This window comes from Paenarthrobacter sp. R1 (genome assembly GCF_030264015.1).
Lineage (GTDB): Bacteria > Actinomycetota > Actinomycetes > Actinomycetales > Micrococcaceae > Arthrobacter > Arthrobacter ureafaciens.
Genome location: NZ_CP127115.1, coordinates 1018685 through 1036213, shown reverse-complemented (window position 1 = coordinate 1036213; position 17529 = coordinate 1018685). Strand labels below are relative to the sequence as shown.

General features: G+C 63.5%; 14 protein-coding genes and 2 tRNA genes. 12 read left to right on the top strand and 4 right to left on the bottom strand.

The genetic code is table 11. The features are described from left to right. Positions 1 to 84 precede the first annotated feature (84 nt). Positions 85 to 690, top strand: coding sequence for a TetR/AcrR family transcriptional regulator (locus QN084_RS04990; protein WP_069695800.1), 606 nt, complete (start codon positions 85 to 87; stop codon positions 688 to 690). 48 nt (positions 691 to 738) lie between these two features. On the opposite strand, the gene QN084_RS04985 is transcribed toward QN084_RS04990, so the two are convergent. Genes QN084_RS04985 through QN084_RS04975 form a run of 3 tightly spaced genes read right to left on the bottom strand, consistent with a single transcriptional unit; the run spans position 739 to position 4192 of the window. After that, a complete protein-coding gene (locus tag QN084_RS04985) occupies positions 739 to 2262 on the bottom strand; it encodes an APC family permease (RefSeq protein ID WP_069695799.1) in 1524 nt (507 codons plus the stop codon). Then, positions 2259 to 3467, bottom strand: coding sequence for a glutathionylspermidine synthase family protein (locus tag QN084_RS04980; RefSeq protein WP_069695798.1), 1209 nt, complete (start codon positions 3465 to 3467; stop codon positions 2259 to 2261). Before QN084_RS04980 ends, QN084_RS04985 begins: the two co-directional genes overlap by 4 nt. Before the next feature lie 2 nt (positions 3468 to 3469). Further along, positions 3470 to 4192, bottom strand: coding sequence for a Tat pathway signal protein (locus QN084_RS04975; protein ID WP_069695797.1), 723 nt, complete (start codon positions 4190 to 4192; stop codon positions 3470 to 3472). 442 nt (positions 4193 to 4634) lie between these two features. Here QN084_RS04975 and QN084_RS04970 point away from each other — a divergent pair, with 442 nt between their 5' ends. The 7 genes from QN084_RS04970 to QN084_RS04940 all read left to right on the top strand — a co-directional run bounded on the left by QN084_RS04970 (position 4635) and on the right by QN084_RS04940 (position 11124). Beyond that, on the top strand, positions 4635 to 5291 hold the full coding sequence (locus QN084_RS04970; protein ID WP_069695796.1) for an MOSC domain-containing protein: 657 nt from the start codon (positions 4635 to 4637) through the stop codon (positions 5289 to 5291). Between the two features lie 406 nt (positions 5292 to 5697). Beyond that, positions 5698 to 7782, top strand: a complete 2085-nt coding sequence (locus QN084_RS04965; RefSeq protein WP_021472347.1) for a DEAD/DEAH box helicase — start codon at positions 5698 to 5700, stop codon at positions 7780 to 7782. A gap of 115 nt (positions 7783 to 7897) precedes the next feature. Then, entirely contained in the window at positions 7898 to 8386 is a 489-nt protein-coding gene (locus tag QN084_RS04960) for a LysM peptidoglycan-binding domain-containing protein (protein WP_069695795.1), read from the top strand. A 117-nt stretch (positions 8387 to 8503) separates the two neighbouring features. Further along, a tRNA-Thr gene (locus QN084_RS04955) sits at positions 8504 to 8575 on the top strand. 60 nt (positions 8576 to 8635) lie between these two features. Continuing rightward, positions 8636 to 8709: transfer RNA gene (locus QN084_RS04950), tRNA-Met, on the top strand. An 87-nt stretch (positions 8710 to 8796) separates the two neighbouring features. Next, positions 8797 to 9453: an SDR family oxidoreductase gene (locus tag QN084_RS04945; protein WP_069695794.1), complete on the top strand. Its 657-nt coding sequence runs from the start codon at positions 8797 to 8799 to the stop codon at positions 9451 to 9453. A gap of 99 nt (positions 9454 to 9552) precedes the next feature. Further along, positions 9553 to 11124: a Na+/H+ antiporter gene (locus tag QN084_RS04940; RefSeq protein ID WP_062097546.1), complete on the top strand. Its 1572-nt coding sequence runs from the start codon at positions 9553 to 9555 to the stop codon at positions 11122 to 11124. 19 nt (positions 11125 to 11143) lie between these two features. Here the strand turns inward: QN084_RS04940 and QN084_RS04935 are convergent, their stop codons facing one another. Further along, positions 11144 to 12361 (bottom strand): ROK family protein, encoded by a 1218-nt coding sequence (locus tag QN084_RS04935; RefSeq protein ID WP_069695793.1) that lies wholly within the window; start codon positions 12359 to 12361, stop codon positions 11144 to 11146. Positions 12362 to 12593: 232 nt separating this feature from the next. On the opposite strand from QN084_RS04935, the gene QN084_RS04930 reads away from it, so the two are divergent. From QN084_RS04930 to QN084_RS04915, 4 genes are all read left to right on the top strand, one after another. Continuing rightward, a complete protein-coding gene (locus QN084_RS04930) occupies positions 12594 to 13865 on the top strand; it encodes an ABC transporter substrate-binding protein (protein WP_069695792.1) in 1272 nt (423 codons plus the stop codon). Between the two features lie 24 nt (positions 13866 to 13889). Then, positions 13890 to 14843 (top strand): carbohydrate ABC transporter permease, encoded by a 954-nt coding sequence (locus tag QN084_RS04925; protein WP_069695791.1) that lies wholly within the window; start codon positions 13890 to 13892, stop codon positions 14841 to 14843. Beyond that, positions 14843 to 15685: a carbohydrate ABC transporter permease gene (locus QN084_RS04920; protein WP_021472354.1), complete on the top strand. Its 843-nt coding sequence runs from the start codon at positions 14843 to 14845 to the stop codon at positions 15683 to 15685. The genes QN084_RS04925 and QN084_RS04920 overlap by 1 nt, the downstream gene beginning before the upstream one ends. An 82-nt stretch (positions 15686 to 15767) precedes the next feature. Beyond that, positions 15768 to 17522 carry a glycoside hydrolase family 13 protein gene (locus tag QN084_RS04915; protein WP_069695790.1) on the top strand — a complete coding sequence of 585 codons (1755 nt, stop codon included), beginning with the start codon at positions 15768 to 15770 and terminating at the stop codon, positions 17520 to 17522. Positions 17523 to 17529: the final 7 nt, after the last annotated feature.

The window sequence follows — 17529 nt, the reverse complement described above, 5'->3', positions numbered from 1 at the left end:
CCGAGTGTGACCACGCTAACACAAATTTCGAGTATCTACTCGAAATTCAAAAGGTATGACTTTGCCGCTGTACACTGGCTAGCCATGACCACCAAGGACGGCAACCGTGCGGGACGACGCGGCCCCTATGCCAAATCGGAAGCGCGGCGGCGCGCAATTCTGGATGCTGCCCACGCGGTTTTTGCCTCCCGCGGTTACCGGGGAGGGTCGCTGCAGGACGTCGCGGACCAAGCCGGGATGAGCCAGACCAGTTTGCTGCACTATTTCCCGTCGAAGAGCGACCTGCTCATGGCCGTGTTGGCCCGCCGCGACGAGATTACGGAGACAGCGAACCCGGCAGACATGGCCGAAGGCCTCGCCGAAGTGGTCTTCAGGACCGCCAAGTACAACGAGGACATTCCGGGGGTCATCGAGCTCTATACGGTGCTGTGCGCGGAGTCCCTGACAGAAGGCCACCCGGGCCGGGAGTACTTCGCTGACCGTTTTGCCCGGCTTCGGCAAAGCTATGCGAGGCGGTTTACGGAACTCCAGTCCGAAGGGAAGCTGCGGCCCGGCGTCGATCCGCAGCAGGCAGCCACGTCACTGGTAGGTCTCTGGGATGGCCTGCAAACGCAGTGGTTGCTGGCTCCGGACGAGGTTGACGTGGCCGGGAGCCTCCGCGGCTTCTTCGACCTGGTGACGCTGCCATAGGGAGCGCCTGAAGCGCCCGCCGAAGTCAGGAGACAGGGGTGCCCGGGGTTACTCCCCGCGGACAATCCCCATATCTGCGTGCTCCTTGGTGAAATAGGCGCGTGTGGAGGGAGCGAAGCGGCACACCACAGCCAGGACCACTCCGAGGGCCAACAGCAACACCCCGCTCACAAACGCGCCGCCAATGCCGAAGATCTGCGTGTCCCCGTAGGCCGGATCCCACATCTGGACGGCGGAGACGAAGAACGCAACCGTCAGTGTTACGCCGCCAAGGAACGGGAAGATCCCGCGGAACCAGAGGTTGCGGGCCGAGTCCCGCAAGGTGGCGCGGAAGAACCACACGCAGGCGAACCCGGTCAGGGCGTAGTAGAAAGCGATGAAAAGGCTGATGGCACTGATGGAGTCGGCCAGCAGGTCTTCGCTCAGGAAACTCATGGCCACGTAGTAGGCCGCGGCCGCGATTCCCATGACCAAGGTGGAGAAGCCGGGGGTCTGGAAGCGTTCGTGCACTTTGCCGAATCGGGCGGGGAGGGCGCCGTGGACACCCATGGACAGCGTTCCGCGGGCCGTGGGAAGGATGGTGGTCTGCGTAGAAGATAGAACCGACGCAAGAACGGCCAGCACAATCAGCCAACCCCACGGCCCCAGCACAACGTCCTTCATGGCCAGGAAGACGTCATCCTGGTTGGCCTCGTTGCCCAAGCCGATGCCGTCCGTGCCGATCGTTGCGTACATCATCACCAGCAGCGCCACGGAGACGTAGATGGCCATCAGGACCAGGGCCGAGATCACTGCACCGCGCCCGGGAGTCTTGGTCGGATTCTCCGTTTCCTCATTCAAAGCCAGGCACGTATCCCAGCCCCAGTAGATGAACAGGGCCAGCAGGACGCCGTGGACCACGGCACCGGGATCATTGAACGCGCCCACCGGGTTGAACCATTCGAAGGTGAATGCCTGGCCTTCCGGCGCTCCGCCGGCCACCCGGACGATGATCGCCAGCGCAAAAATGCCCAGCGAAATGTACTGGATGTAGGTCAGGGTCCTCTGCACATGCTCGCCAAGGCGGATGCCGCGGTGGTTCACGAACGTCATGAACGCGATGAAAAGAACCCCCGTGGCGGTGACCAACCACTTGTTGCCGGCCAGGGAACCATCGCCCACCAACATCCATAGGTAGGACCCCGCAACTTGGGCAAGGTTGGCCAGGACCACAACGCCGGCCAAGGCAACGCCCCAGCCGCCCAGCCATCCGGCCCACGGACCGAACGCCTTCCGCGCCCAGATGAAGGTGGTGCCGCAGTCGGGCAACGCACTGTTCAGCTCGCGGAAGGCGTAGGCGATGAACAGGACAGGGATGAATCCCAGGACCAAAATCAGCGGGGTGTAGTTACCGTTGACGGCGACGATCAGGCCCAGGGTCGCGGCCAGCGAATAGACGGGCGCTGTGGAGGCAAGCCCCAACATGACGGAGTCGCCCAGGTCCAGGATTCCTGCCCGCAGGCCTTTGGACGGGACGACGGCGGTGCCGTTACCGCCCGTGCTGCCACCCGGCGTCGAGGTTTCTGTGCTCATAGTACGGCTCCATAAGGGGAAGTCGGAGGGGCACCCTGGGGTGCGGGTGCGTCGATGGTGTTGGGGACAAAACGGCAGAAGTAGTCCGTGATGGGTCCGTCTGATTCACGGATACCGCAGCCCACGGACTCGCCATCCACTACCCAGAGGCCCAGCACTGGATGGTTTCCGTCGAAGTCAGGGAGTTGATGGTACTGCTGGTAGCACCAGCCCTCACGTCCGTAGCCGCCGTCCTGCGCAATGTCGATGCCGGGCGCGTGGATCTTGATGTTGTCGCCTTCGCGGCCGTGCAGGGGCTTGGCCACCCATTCCTTGAGTGGACCGGGATCGCCCAAGTAGGCCGGAAGGAGGTTCTCGTGTCCGGGGTAGAGATGCCACAGGGCCGCCAGAAGGGCCTTGTTGGAGAACAGCATCTTCCAGGCCGGCTCGATCCATCGCGGGTTATGGGCGCGGGTCAGCAGGCGATGCCCGAAGGGTTCCTTCATCATCAGTTCCCACGGATACAACTTGAAGATGGTGCTGATCATGAAGTTGTCCAGGTCCACGAAGCGGTTGAGGTTCGGGTCCCAGCCAATGTCCGACATGTTGATGCCGATGGTGGTCCATCCGCCCTGGCTCGCCACGTCCCGCATGTAGGCCGCAGTCATCCAGTCCTCACCGGACTCCTCCGCCTCCGAATGGGCCACGTGCAAGGTGCTCATTCCCGTGCGGAACTGCAGCTTCTGCCACTGCCGGATGAGTGCCTCATGGATGCCGTTCCACTGGTCCTTGTCCGGGAAGGCGTCCTGCAACCAGAACCACTGCGCCACGGATGCTTCGATCAGGCCGGTTGGAGTGTCGGCGTTGTATTCCAGCATTTTGGCCGGGCCGCCCTGGCCGTCATAGATGAAATCGAAGCGGCCGTAGATGTCCATGTCTCCGGCTTGGAGTGATTCGGCCGCAAGCTCCAAGGCCTGCATCCCGATTCCGATGTCTCCCATCGCGCCCGTGGCCAGGTACTTCGCGGCCTCCAGGCACATGGCGTGCATGTCCTCGGCCGTCTTCTCGAGGGTTTCCACCTCGTCCATGGTGAATTCGTAGTAGGCCGATTCGTTCCAGTATTCGATCTTCCGGCCATCGGGCATGGTGGTGGTGGAGAAGACCAGGCCCTGCTCTTCGATCTTGTTCTTCCAGTCGGGCCGGGGTGTTGAGGGCAACCGCCGCACGCCTAGCCCCCCGAGCTTCCGCTTTTGGAGCTGCTGCCGAAGCCGCCGCGGCTGACCGTGCCGCCCTTGGTGCTGTAACCCTTGGAGGTTTTGGCTCCCTGCGGGGCTGTCTTGGTGTAGCTCGGGTACGAACTCCGGTTCTGCCCCACGGCCGGCACGGAAGCGCCCCGGGAGTAGAAGTACCAGGCATAGACGCCCGAGCTGCGGCCTGCCGAGCTGCTGTTGTTGCACTGGTCGTCGTTGACGCGCTCGCCGGTTTCCTCGTTGAAGCAAACCTGTGCGTAATCGGCTTCAGCCTCGTTGCTGGCGACGATTGCCGTAATGGTGCCGGCCAGGAGCGCGGTAACGCCCAAACCTACGACGACGGTGCGGCGCTGGGAGCGCTTCTTCCTCGCCGCTTCCCGGTGTGCTTCGCGTTCGCGTTCCTTCTCGAACGGGTTGACGACGGGCAGGAAACCACCCGGGGCGTCCTGGTTCCGGCCCTGTCCGGGTTTGCCCTGATTGGGCTTACCCTGACCGGGCTTGCCCTGTGGGGACTTGCCCTGCCGGGGCTGTCCTTGGCCGGTGGTGTCCTGCGGGGGCTGCGCCAGGCCGGGATGCAGCTCCGGCTTGGGTACTTGCCACGGCGGCGGCTTTGGCTGATTCCTGCCGGTACCGGGATCGCCGTTACCGCGCCCGTCGCCGGCGTTGGGGCCGGTGCCGTCAGGGCTGTCTTGCGGGTCCATGTGTATCCCCCTGGATAGACCGTTGGAGTGTCCGGCGAGGACCGGAGCGGAATGCTGAAAGCAAGCCTAGTCCCTGCGTCCGTCACTGGCATTCCTGACATCCGGGTGTGGGTAGAACTACCCGTCCCTTCACCCGCGGTGGTGGCTGAACGCCCCAAAACCAAGCCAGCCGCCGTCGTTATTCACTGCGCCGCCCTACCGCGCACCGCTATTTACTGCGCACCGCCTTGACCTGGTCCACCATGCGGTGCCGCCACGACCCACTTTGGGGGGAAAAGGGCTGCTGGGGGCCCTTGGAACGGCGTGTCTCCGGGTTTCGCCGCGCAAAGTGGGTCGTGGCGGTACGTCGGCAGGGCGCAACACAACGCATGGAAAAAGCGTCCCCGGTCCCGACGGCGCTGCACAGGGTGTCCAAAAGCGTGACTTCCGTAGACTGTTCCCCATGAAAACTGCTTCCGTTCTTGCTGTTTGCCGCGTGCACCAGTTGTTGCCGGACCTCGAAGGCGGCGTTGGGGTGACGGCGATCGACAAACGTCCTGTGGACGGACCGGTCAAAGTTCACAAACTGGGTGTCCACGGGGACGTACAGGCCAGCCGGAAGCACCATGGGGGAGAAGACCAGGCCCTCTACGCGTACTCCCAGGACGACGCCGACTACTGGTCGGGAGAGCTTGGACGGGACATTGCCCCGGGGACTTTCGGCGAAAACCTGCGCGTGGCAGGCATCGAAACCACGGGAGCCGTCATCGGGGAACGATGGAAGATCGGCCTGGACCTGGAAATGGAAGTGACCTCGCCCAGGGTCCCTTGCGCCACCTTCCAACGCGTGCTGAAGGAACCCGGGTGGGTAAAGCGGTTCACCGAGGCCGGCCGTGTGGGCACCTACCTGAGGGTCATCAAGACTGGCACCGTGTCCGCAGGCGACTACATACACCGCACGTTTGTACCCCGGCACGGAATCACCGTGGGCCAGTGGTTCAGCGAGCCCACCCCGGAGATGGTCCAGGCCCTGCTCGACGCCGAGGCTGACGGGGAGATCCGGTTGCAGGACGATTACCACAAGGAGTTCGCGAAAGTCCTGCGACGCAACGGACTCTAGGGACCCTTGGACAGCCCGCTCCGGGCAAGGCGGAGGGGGAGTGTGCGCAAGCTCTCACGCCCGCAGGCCCTTCACGGGTCGCGGAGTGGCTGCCGCGTACCCTACACTGGATATATCCCCCACTCCGGAATTCCCTTTTTCCTGCCCAATTCTTGAGGCAGGACTGGTAAGTGTTGGGGCCCGCAAACTGTGTGCGGGCATTTTCATAGGGAGCGCCGGCTAAAGAAAACGCTGTACAGACTGCTGGGATAGCAGCCAAGAGATGCAGCGCGAAGTCCTGCCATGGGATTGCGACAGCGCCGGACTTCTGCGAGAGCAGGGCACCCTTGCTTGGCTTTCGCGTGTACTGCGGCCAAGCCCAACCGGGCCGCGCCGACTGCCCCTATGGATGAGGAATTTCCCCCTAATGCCAGACACTCTCAACGAGAACCTCGACGCCGCCACTGAATCTGCCGAAGCAGCAGTGACCACCGCTGACGCTGCCGAAACCGCCGAAACGCAGCCGGCCGCCGTCGAGACCCCCGCTTCCGCTCCCGCCGCAGAGTCCGCTCCCGCAGCAGAAGACGAGGAAGAGGGCGTTCGTTTCACCGACCTCGGCCTTGACGGTCGCGTGCTCGCAGCCCTTCAGGACGTCGGCTACGAGAAGCCGTCGCCGATCCAGGCTGCCACCATTCCGCTGCTGCTCGAAGGCCGCGACGTCGTCGGACTGGCCCAGACCGGTACCGGCAAGACTGCAGCATTCGCTGTTCCCGCCCTTTCCCGCCTGGCTGAGCTGCACGACCTCAACGGCCCCTCACGCAAGACCCAGGCCCTGGTCCTGGCCCCGACGCGTGAACTCGCCCTCCAGGTTGCTGAAGCCTTCACCTCCTACGCCAAGCACATGGACGACTTCACCGTGCTGCCCGTCTACGGTGGTTCGGCCTACGGTCCCCAGCTCGCAGGCCTTCGCCGCGGTGCCCAGGTTGTTGTGGGCACGCCGGGCCGCGTGATCGACCACATCTCCAAGGGTTCCTTGGACCTTTCCGAACTCCAGTACCTGGTGCTGGATGAAGCCGACGAGATGCTGCGCATGGGCTTTGCCGATGACGTGGAGCAGATCTTCCAGGAGACCCCGGAAACCCGCCAGGTTGCCCTGTTCTCCGCGACCATGCCCGGCCAGATCCGACGCATGTCCAAGCAGTACCTGAACAACCCGGCGGAAATCTCGGTCAAGTCCAAGACCTCCACGGGTTCCAACATCCGCCAGCGCTACCTGCAGGTCATGGGCCCGCACAAGCTGGACGCGATGACCCGCATCCTCGAGGTTGAAGAATTCGACGGCGTTATCGCCTTCGTGCGGACCAAGATGGCTACCGAGGACCTCGCCGACAAACTGAAGGCCCGCGGTTTCCAGGCCGCCGCCATCAACGGCGACATTCCCCAGCAGCAGCGTGAACGCACCGTTGACGCCTTGCGTGAGGGCCGCATCGACATCCTGGTGGCTACCGACGTCGCCGCCCGTGGCCTCGATGTGGAGCGCATCAGCCACGTGGTGAACTACGACATCCCGCACGACACTGAGTCCTACGTCCACCGCATCGGCCGTACCGGTCGCGCAGGACGCAGCGGTGACGCCATCCTCTTCATGACGCCGCGCGAGAAGTACCTGCTGCGTGCCATCGAGAAGGCGACCCGCCAGCCTGTCGAGCAGATGCACCTGCCCACGGCCGAGACGGTCAACTCGCTGCGCCTGGGCAAGTTCGCCGAGCGCATCACGGAGACCCTCGAGTCCGAGGACGTCTCGCTGTTCCGCGACCTGATTGCCTCCTACGAAGAAGAGCACAAGGTCCCGGCCGCAGAGATCGCTGCAGCGCTGGCAGTCATGGCACAGGGCGGCCAGCCGCTCCTGGTCAAGGACCTTCCCGCTGCACCGGAATTCCAGAAGCGCGAGCGTTCCAAGGACGGCTTCAACTCCCGCGGCCCCTCCCGCACCCTCACCGAGGGCAACGCGACCTACCGGATCGCGGTTGGACGCCGTCAGCGCGTGATGCCCGGTTCCATCGTGGGCGCCATTGCCAACGAGGGCGGTATCTCGTCCTCGCAGATCGGTGGCATCGACATCCGCTCGGACCACTCCCTGGTTGAACTGCCTGCAGACCTCAGCCCGGAGCAGCTGCGCGCCCTGTCCCGCACCCGCATCGGCGGCGAACTGATCCACCTCGAGCTGGACACGGGACGCAAGCCGAACCGTGACGGAGACCGTGGTGGCCGTGGCGGCAACTTCAAGGGCAACGGCGGCTTCAAGAAGGAGTTCCGCCGGCACGACGGCGAGCGTTCCTCCGCTGACCGCGGCGGACGCTCCTACAGCGAGCGTACGTCCGGTAGCTACGGTGACCGTGACCGCGGCCAGTCCGGCGGCTCCCGTTTCGGCGGCCATGGTGACGGCGCCCGCAAGCCCCGCGGCGGCGGCGAAGGCGGCCACCGCGATTTCAACCGCAAGGGCAAGTGGTAAGCACTACTGAATGATCCAAGGGTCGGCTTTCGAGCCGGCCCTTGGTCGTTTAAGGTGGTCCTCCAACGCCCGCACACGGGTTCACAGCCGGCAGGCCCGCGCTTACGATCGAGCCATGGGATTCCTGGATAACGTGAAAAAGAACCTCGGCCTTGGAAGGAAAGATCACGGCGGGAAAGATCACGGCGGGAAGGATCACGGCGGGGAGGCATCGGCCGGGCGCCAAGCGGCAGAGGATAGTGCCGCCGTCGAGGTTTCCGCCTCGGACGGCGAAGCAGCCGAAGCCGCGGCAGCCCAGGCCACAGAGCAGCAGGAGGCAGCGAACCGGGCTGCGGCGGAGCAAGCGCATCAGGCGGGCGTGGAACCGCAGGATCCGGAAGTCCGCCCGGAGGCCCGGGAAACGGCTGCTACGGCCGCAGCGGAGGCGGGACAACAAGGGCCGGTGGCACCGCAGGTCACAGAGGTTGTGGTGGAGCCCGGGGACACCATGCGGGGGATCGCAGCGCAGTTCGGCGTGGACCTCGGAGCACTGATCGCGACCAACAGTGATACCGTCCCCAACCCGGACGCAATCTACCCCGGGCAGGTCCTTCGCTTGCCCTGAAAAAGGTGAATTGAGAGCAGGAAAATCGCGCGTCCGCAAATTGTGTCGACGCCGTTTTTCCCTGTCTTTGCGCCGATTTGGAGCTTCGGAAAACCTCCGGTAGAGTATTTACTCGTTGCCCCCCTAGCTCAGTGGTAGAGCGCGTTCTTGGTAAGAACGAGGTCACCGGATCGATTCCGGTGGGGGGCTCTGGATGAGGGCCTGCGTCAAGGCGGTTTGACCGGCTTGACGCAGGCTTTTCTCATCCGTGGCGGTGTAGCTCAGTTGGTTAGAGCGCACGACTCATAATCGTGAGGTCGGGAGATCGAGCCTCCCCACCGCTACAAAAAGCAAGGCCCCGCAGATTCGTCTGCGGGGCCTTTTTGTTTCCCCCCGCACGCCCCTGCCCTGTTGTGGGACAGAATGGGTCCATGAGCCGAATTGCGATCATTGGCGGCCACGGAAAAGTGGCCCTGCACCTGTCCCGAATTCTTAGTGGGGAAGGTCACGATGTCACGTCCTTCATCCGGAATCCCGAGCATGTGGCTGATGTCACTGCCACGGGAGCTTCCGCGGAGGTGTTGGACGTCGAAAACTCGACGACGGCGGAACTCGCCAAGGCGCTCGGGGGCCATGACGCCGTTGTCTGGTCCGCCGGGGCCGGTGGGGGAAACCCTTCGCGCACGTACGCCGTGGATCGGGATGCTGCCATCCGCTCCATGGATGCTGCCGCTGAAGCCGGCGTCAGGCGCTACGTGATGGTGTCCTACTTCGGTGCGGGCAAGGACCATGGCGTTCCCGAGGACAATTCGTTCTTCGCCTACGCGGAGGCGAAGTCCGCAGCTGACGAGTACCTCAGGAACACCGGGCTGGACTGGACGGTGCTGGGGCCCGGAGCGCTGACCGAAGATGCTCCAACGGGGCTGATCGAGGTGAATCCGGCGAATCCGGGCGACGGCACGCAGACCTCCCGGGCGAACGTTGCGCTGGTAGCTGCTGCTGTCCTGGAGTTGCCGGAAACCATTGGCAGGACCATTCCCTTCAGGGACGGGACCGTGGACGTAGTGGACGCCCTCACTGCGGAGTGATGCGGTTCCCCGGGATATGTTTGTAAGGGCCTTCTCGCTGTACGTGCCGTACAGAAGCAGGAGCAGAAGCCTCTACGAACACCTGGGGAAAGCGGGACTATGGATCAGTTGGCACTCATTGTCGGGTTGTTGCTTGCAACGGTGATCGCGGTAGGCCTTGGCGATCGGTTGCGGCTTCCGTATCCGGTGTTGATGTTGCTGCTGGCCGTTGCCCTGACTTTCATCCCGGGCTTTCCCGAGTTCGAGATTTCGCCGGAACTGATCCTTCCCATCTTCCTGCCGCCGTTGCTGTTCGCCACGGCCCAGAAGAGTTCCTGGGCTGTATTCCGCGTCCGGTGGCGGACCCTGCTGCTGATGGCCGTGGCATTGGTGGTGGTCTCCACCGCCGTGGTGGCGGGGGCGGCCTGGCTCATGATCCCCGGCATCGGGATTCCGGCCGCGATCGCCCTCGGCGCCATGGTTGCACCGCCTGACCCGGTAGCCGTGGAATCGGTGGCAGGGCGCGTGCACATGCCGCGACGCCTGATCACTGTGCTCCAGAGCGAGGGCCTCTTCAACGACGCCGCAGCCATCGTCATTTTCCAGGCAGCGGTTGCCGCCACCTTGGCCGGCAGCGAGGTGGGGCCCAACGTCATCATCCAGTTCGTGGTCGGCGCGGCCCTGGCAGTGGTGATCGGCATCGCCATGGGCTGGCTGACCAAGTTCATCACCAAGCTCGTCACGTCGATGGTCGCCCGCAGCGCGGTCACGCTGGTGGTCCCATTCGCTGCCTACATCCTCGCCGAGGAGCTGCACGCCTCCGGTGTGGTGGCCGTCGTCGTGACTGCCCTGGAACTGCAGCGCCACTCCAGGCCGCAGGACGCTGCCGAACGCATTACCCGCCGTGCTTTCTGGGACGTGGTGGAGCTGCTGGCCACCGGCCTCGCCTTCGGCCTGGTGGGCTTGGAAATCCGGCACGTGATCCGCGATGAGGGAACAGCCATCTTCGGCATGATCGGAATGGCGGTGGTGATTTGCGTGCTCGTGTTTGTGGTGCGGTACCTCTGGCTCGGACTGCTCGCCATGACCGCCAACCGTCGGCGCAACGTCCTGCAGCCCACCACTGCCAAGGAAGTCCTGATCCTGACGTGGTGCGGCATGCGCGGCCTGGCCACCCTGGCCCTTGCCCTGGCACTTCCGCTGACCCTGCCCGACGGCAGCGACTTCCCGGCCCGCCACGAGATCCTGGTGATTGTCTGCGCGGTCCTGTTGGCCACCCTGGTCTTGCCCGGACTCACCCTCCCGTGGCTGATGCGGGTGCTCAATGCCACGGAGGACGGCTCGCATGAGAAAGACGCTGCACGCCTGCTGGCCAAACGTGCCCAGTCGGCAGCGGTAGCGGCACTGAAGGACCATGACCTCATGAAGGAGCTTCCGCCGGAGAAGGTGGCACTCGTGAAGGACAAGATGCGCAGGCTGCACGCGGAACTGCTGGACGGCACGCTGAAGAACGAGTCGACGGCGGAGAAGCGCGAGCGGGGCCGTGAACTTGCGATTGCGGTGCAGACCATTGCGCTGGATGCCGCGAGGCAGGAAGTGGTGGACGCCCGCAACGAGCCCGGGACGGATCCCGAGATCGCAGACCGCGTGTTGCGGCAGCTTGACCTCCGCACCATGTCCATGCCGGAGTAGGCGCCAGTTGCCGAAGGAGTCAGGACGCTCTCTTCGGCAATGATGCGGGGGAGAGATCCAGGGCGTGCTCTTCGACGTAGTCCAAGGCGTGGCGGATGGCTCCCAGCGACACGATGCCTTCCCCGAGCGTGGAGGTGGCCAGCCGCGGGGGAGTGAAGGTGAACTCCGAAAGTTCCTTCGTGATGGTAGGCAGCAGTACTTCTGCGGAGGCTGCTACTCCTCCAGCCAACACCACCAATTCCGGGTTGGCCAGCGTGCTGATGGCTCCGATGACCTTGGCCATGCGGAGCGCAACGCTGTCCAGGGCGTCGACGGCGGCCTGGTCGCCTTGTGCTGCGGCCTCGAAGACCATCTCGGCCGTCAAGTCTTCAGGTTCTCCGGCGCAGAGCTCCAGCATGATGGTGTCCTGTTGGCGCTCGATCGCTTGCCGGCCTGCCGATACCGCTGAATGCGCTATGCCGTAGGTGCTGCCGACGCCATCGACGTTGTTGAGGAATCCCAATTCGCCAAAGCCGCCCGATTGGCCGTGCAGGAGGCGGCCCGATTCCAGGATGCCGGAACCCAGGCGATCTCCGGCGAGCATGACTATAAGGTGGTCCACGCCCTGCGCTGTGCCCTGCCACCTCTCGGCGAGGGCTGCGAGGTTGGCATCGTTTTCCAGCAGAACGTGCCAGCCGTGCCGTTCCGAGACGATCCTGCGGACATCGAAGGACTGCCAGAACTCCTGGACGGTGAGCACTTCGCCGTCCCTGTTCACGGGGGCCGCTACGCCGACGGAGACTGCCAGGACCGATTCTGCCGGGACACCGGCCTTTTCCAACGCGTCGGCAGCGATCTTGTCCAGGACGTCTGCCCGCTCTGCCGCGGAGACGTTGTAGGTGCGGAACGGCATGGTCACCTGGGACAGCGGGGTTCCGGCCATGTCGGCGACGATCGTGGTGATCTTGTTGGCGCCGATGTCGATTCCCAACACGCTCGCGGCGCCGTCATCGAAGACAAACCGCCTGGCGGGCCGTCCCTTGACGTAGTCCCCGGCCCCGCGTTGGTTCTCCAACTCCTGCAGCCAGCCAAGGCGGACAAGCTCGTCACATATCGAGATAACTGTTGCCCGTGAAAGGCCAGTCCTGGCCATGAGTTCCGTGCCGGTGACGATGCCGGCCCCGCGCATGGCTTTGAGCATGGCACCGGCGTTGACCCTGCGTACCAGTTGTGTTGATGGTGCCGTTTCACCAAGCATGTTGCTCCCCGCTATCCCGGCCGTCCCTGAGGCAGAAGGATCGACCGCTCTAAATTTAGTACATAAATTTAGACTTCGCCCTGTTGCGATCCCGGGCTTGACGATGTGGCGGTGCTCACAGAATACTTACGCAGGGTCATAAATTTATCTCCTATCTAAATTTCCCGGGCAGTGCTGCGCGCCATTGCCCTGACGGACTTCAGCAGTGGGGGCCGTTCGACGAAAGGACTACGTGTCTGTGAAAGTGGCACGCTCAAAACGCTTCGCGGCCATGGGCTTGGGGCTGGCTTTGTTGGCCGGGCTGCTCTCGGGCTGCGCCGGTTCCCAGGAAAAGGAAACCGTCCGGTTCACGTTCAGCAAGCGTGAAGCCATAGGTTTCATGACCAAACTCGTGGAAGACTACAACGCTTCTCAGGACGACACCGAGGTGGTGCTGGATACTTCCGGCGTCGACGTCGTCTCCGCCAGCTTCGTCCGCGGAAACCCGCCGGACATCGCCCTGGCAAACTACAACATGGAATCCGCGCGCTTCGTCCAGCGCGGAGCCCTCAGCGATTTGTCCGGTACCGGCGCGGCCTCCCGCATCCGGGGAGACCTCCAGCCGTTGATGGACCAGTACGGGGTGTACCCGGGCAGGACCAGTGCCTTGCCGTATTCGGTCATGGCTTCGTCCGTGATCTACAACAAGGAGATCTTCGCCGCCCACAACCTCGAGGTCCCCAAGACCTGGACGGAGCTGATCGCCGTCTGCGACAAGCTCAAAGCCGCCGGCGTGACTCCGTTCTACGCCACGTGGAAGGACGACTGGACGATTGCCCAGGGCTGGTTCGACTATTCGGTGGGTGGCCAGCTGGACACCCTCGATTTCTTTGAGAAGCTGGCCGAGGCCGGTACTGAGGTAGGGCCCGGTTCGGAAGCTTCATTCCGGAAGGACTTCGAACCCCCGGTGGAGAAGATGCTCACTTTGGCCGGCAAGTACGTCAATAAGGATGCGGCCAGCAGGGCATACGGCGATGGCAACCTGGCCTTCTCGCAGGGCAAAGCCGCCATGTACCTCCAAGGCCCCTGGGCGTTCAGCGAGGTGGCCAAGACCGCTCCGGACCTGCAGCTGGGTACGTTCCCGCTGCCCATGACGGAAGACCCCAAGGACCTGCGCGTCCGCGTCAACGTGGACCTTGCGGCATGGATCCCCGAGGCCTCCAAGCATAAGGAAGCTGCGCGTGAATTCCTTGAGTACTTGTACCGGCCGGAGGTGATCGAGGCCTACAACGCATCCCAGTTGGGTTTCACGCCCACGGAGGACGCTTCCGGTACCCCTGACCCCCGCATTGAGGGCATGGTGCCCTACTACCAGAACGCGCAGGTCTACCAGGGCCCGTCGGTGCTGGTGCCCAAGACGATTCCGATCATGAACTACACGCAGGCGCTCGTGTTTGGCGCAGACCCTGCATCCACCCTCAGCACACTCGACGCCGATTGGGCACGCCTGGCCTTCCGCCAGTAGCGCAGACACAGGGAGCCACACACTATGTCCGTCACCAGCACAACCGTGCCATCAAAAACGCCGGAGCAGGGCCGCCCGGACCGGAACCGGTCAACCGGGAGCCGTCCAGCCCCGCGCCGCGGCCGCCGGGTGGAGCCGATTTTCTATCTGTTCCTCCTGCCGAGCCTTGTTCTCTTCACGCTCGCCATCACCGTTCCCGGAATCGTTGGAATCTTCTTTAGTTTCACGAATTCGATCGGGATCGGGGACTGGGAGTTCGTGGGCCTGACCAACTACATCGCGATCTTCAGCGACCCCGCCATCCTGCAGAGCTACCTGTTTACCTTCGGGTTCTCAATCGTCACGGTGATCGCCGTGAATGTGATTGCGTTCCTGTTGGCTGTCGGGCTTACTTCGCGGATCCGCATGAAATCGGCGCTGCGGACCATCTTTGTCATCCCGATGGTGGTTTCGGGCATCATCATCGCGTACGTGTTCAATTTCCTCTTCTCCAACTCCCTTCCGTCGCTGGGTACTGCGGCCGGAATTCCGTGGCTTGAGAACAGCCTCCTGGCCAATCCGGACCTCGCCTGGATTGCGGTGGTAGTGGTCACGGCGTGGCAGGCCGTCCCGGGATCACTGCTTATTTACATCGCCGGACTCGTGGCAGTGCCGGGGGACGTCTACGAAGCTGCGGAACTGGACGGTGCCGGGAAAGTGCAACAGCTCTGGAGGATCACCCTGCCCCTCGTTGCCGGATACGTGGTGATCAACGTGATCCTTGGATTCAAGGGCTTCCTCAATGCCTACGACATCATCGTGGGCCTGACCAACGGCGGGCCGGGCACGTCAACCCGGAGCATCGCCATGACAGTCATCACCGGCTTCAACGGCGGCGACTACGCCTACCAGATGGCCAACGCCACGATCTTCTTCCTGGTGGCTGTCGTTATTTCTCTTGTACAGCTTTCGCTGACCCGCGGACGGAGTGCCCTCTGATGAACAAGCAAGCTACCAGGCCGGAACGCGTTAATTGGTCGGCGACCACTGTTCTTGTCCTCTGCTCGGTCACGGTCCTGCTTCCGCTCTACGTGACCATTTCCATGGCCCTCAAGACGCAAGGGCAGGCGGTGGACGGTAATGCTTTCTCCCTGCCCGCGCCCTTCAGCATGGAGGGTTTCGTCCAGGCATGGAACCTGACCAACTTCCCTGTCGGGGCGGCAATGTCCCTCCTTGTCACCGCCGGGACGGTTGTGGCCACCATCGTCCTGGCTGCCTTCGCTTCCTATGCGATTGTCCGTAACTGGGATCGCCGGTTGTTCCGGTACTCGTTCTACTACCTGCTGGCAGCAATGTTCATTCCCTTCCCCGTGGTGGCATTGCCGCAGATCCAGTTGACCGGCCGCCTGGGCCTGGACAATCCGTTCGGCGTTATCCTGCTGGCAACCATGTTCCAGCTGAGCTTCAGCGTGCTGCTCTTTACGGCGTTCCTGCGTTCCATTCCCATGGAACTGGAAGAAAGCGCCAGGATTGACGGAGCCACCACGTGGCAGACGTTCTGGAAGCTGATCTTCCCGCTGCTTGCCCCCATGAGCGCCACGGTGGGAATCTTCGCCTTCCTGTACGCCTGGAACGACTTCATGATGCCGTCGCTGATCATTTCCGACCCCGCCCTGCAGACCCTGCCGGTAAGGCAGAACCTGTTCCAGACGCAGTTCAGCAACAACTACCACGTCTCCTTCGCCTCGTACCTGATGGCCATGGCGCCGGCAATCGTCGCGTACTTGTTCACCCAGCGTTGGGTCATGGCAGGCGTCACCCAGGGTGCCGTGAAGGGCTGACCCGCCGGGCTGTTGACCTCCTGAGCCAGCCGTCAGATACTGGTCAAGGAACTAAATTTAGAATCTAAATCAAAGGAGTTTCGTGAGCACCTCCGCCACCAAGGCAAATTTGTCCCTCTCCGAACGCATGGCCGATCCCAAATGGTGGCGCCAGGCGGCGGTCTATCAGATCTACCCGCGGAGTTTCTACGACGAAAACGGTGACGGGCTGGGTGACCTCAAGGGCATCACGGCCAAGGTTCCGTACCTGAAGGAACTCGGCGTTGATGCCGTGTGGCTGAGCCCGTTCTACCCGTCGGCACTCGCCGACGGCGGCTACGACGTCGACGACTACCGCGACGTCGACCCCAAGCTGGGCACGCTGGCGGACTTTGACGAGATGGCGGCTGCGCTGCATGAAGCCGGCATCAAGATTGTGGTGGACATCGTTCCCAACCACTCCTCGGACCGCCACGAATGGTTCAAGGAAGCCCTTGCTTCGCCGAAGGGTTCTGCTGCCCGCGACCGCTACATCTTCCGCGACGGCAAAGGCGAGAACGGCGAACTGCCGCCGTCGGACTGGGATTCCGTGTTTGGCGGCCCCATCTGGGAACGCATCACCGAACCCGACGGCACTCCCGGCCAGTGGTACATGCATATCTTCGCCAAGGAACAGCCTGACTTTAACTGGGAGAACCCGGAAATCCGCGAGGACTTCCTGAAGACCCTGCGCTTCTGGTCCGACCGCGGCGTGGACGGCTTCCGCATCGACGTCGCCCACGGCATGGCCAAGGACCTGTCCGAGCCCATGCCCATGAAGGATGACCTCCTCGCACGGGCCCACGGCACAGACGGCTTCATTGACGGCTCCCACCCCTTCTGGGACCGCGACGAAGTCCACGAGGTCTACGCCGAGTGGCGCAAACTCTTCAACGAATACAACCCGCCCCGCACCGCCGTTGCCGAGGCATGGGTCCACGAGTCACGCCGTGCCCGCTATGCCAGCCCCGAGGGCCTGGGCCAGGCCTTCAACTTTGACCTGTTGCAGTCGGACTTTGACGCCGAATCTTTCAAGCAGATCATCACGGACAACCTGGTCCACGCCAAGGAGTCCGGCGCGTCCTCCACCTGGGTGTTCTCCAACCACGACGTCGTCCGCCACGCCACCCGCTATGGCCTCCCCAAGGGCGGTTCCGTGGCCCAGGGAACCAACGCGGCCCAGGACGTGACCGGCAGCAAGCCCAAGGGCCAGGACGGCAAGGGCTGGCTGCTGGCCGGTGCGCCGCAGGAAGAACTGGACGTTGAACTCGGCCTGCGCCGTGCCCGTGCCGCATCGCTCCTGCTCCTGGCTCTGCCGGGCTCTGCCTACCTGTACCAGGGCGAGGAATTGGGCTTGCGTGAAGTGACGGAAATTCCGGACTCCGAACGTCAGGACCCGTCATTCTTCCGCAACAAGGGCGTTGAAATCGGCCGGGATGGTTGCCGTGTGCCGTTGCCGTGGACCCCTGAAGGCCCGTCCTTCGGTTTCGGGGCGGGCAAGGCACACCTGCCCCAGCCGGAGTGGTTCAAGGATTACGCGGTATCCATCCAGGAAGGCGTCGAAGGCTCCACGCTTGAGCTTTACCGCAAGGCCTTGGGCCTCCGCCGCCAGCTGCAGACCGATGAAGAGCTCGAGTGGGTGGAGACCGGTAACCCGGAGGTGCTGCACTTCAGCCGCCCCGGCGGTTGGGAGACGGTGACCAACTTCGGCACTGAAGCCTTCGAGCTTCCGGCCGGGACCGTCGTCGTCAGCAGCGGCCCGTTGGAGGACGGCAAGCTGCCGGCCGACACCACCGCGTGGGTAGTCCGCGACGCCTAGTCTGCGG

Excerpts from the sequence above, each read along its gene's own strand:
- QN084_RS04970 (WP_069695796.1), top strand. The coding sequence starts at position 4,635 with ATGAAAACTGCTTCCGTTCTTGCTGTTTGCCGCGTGCACCAGTTGTTG.
- QN084_RS04960 (WP_069695795.1), top strand. The coding sequence starts at position 7,898 with ATGGGATTCCTGGATAACGTGAAAAAGAACCTCGGCCTTGGAAGGAAA.
- QN084_RS04990 (WP_069695800.1), top strand. The coding sequence starts at position 85 with ATGACCACCAAGGACGGCAACCGTGCGGGACGACGCGGCCCCTATGCC.
- QN084_RS04920 (WP_021472354.1), top strand. The coding sequence starts at position 14,843 with ATGAACAAGCAAGCTACCAGGCCGGAACGCGTTAATTGGTCGGCGACC.
- QN084_RS04940 (WP_062097546.1), top strand. The coding sequence starts at position 9,553 with ATGGATCAGTTGGCACTCATTGTCGGGTTGTTGCTTGCAACGGTGATC.
- QN084_RS04935 (WP_069695793.1), bottom strand. The coding sequence starts at position 12,361 with ATGCTTGGTGAAACGGCACCATCAACACAACTGGTACGCAGGGTCAAC.
- QN084_RS04945 (WP_069695794.1), top strand. The coding sequence starts at position 8,797 with ATGAGCCGAATTGCGATCATTGGCGGCCACGGAAAAGTGGCCCTGCAC.
- QN084_RS04925 (WP_069695791.1), top strand. The coding sequence starts at position 13,890 with ATGTCCGTCACCAGCACAACCGTGCCATCAAAAACGCCGGAGCAGGGC.
- QN084_RS04965 (WP_021472347.1), top strand. The coding sequence starts at position 5,698 with ATGCCAGACACTCTCAACGAGAACCTCGACGCCGCCACTGAATCTGCC.
- QN084_RS04985 (WP_069695799.1), bottom strand. The coding sequence starts at position 2,262 with ATGAGCACAGAAACCTCGACGCCGGGTGGCAGCACGGGCGGTAACGGC.
- QN084_RS04975 (WP_069695797.1), bottom strand. The coding sequence starts at position 4,192 with ATGGACCCGCAAGACAGCCCTGACGGCACCGGCCCCAACGCCGGCGAC.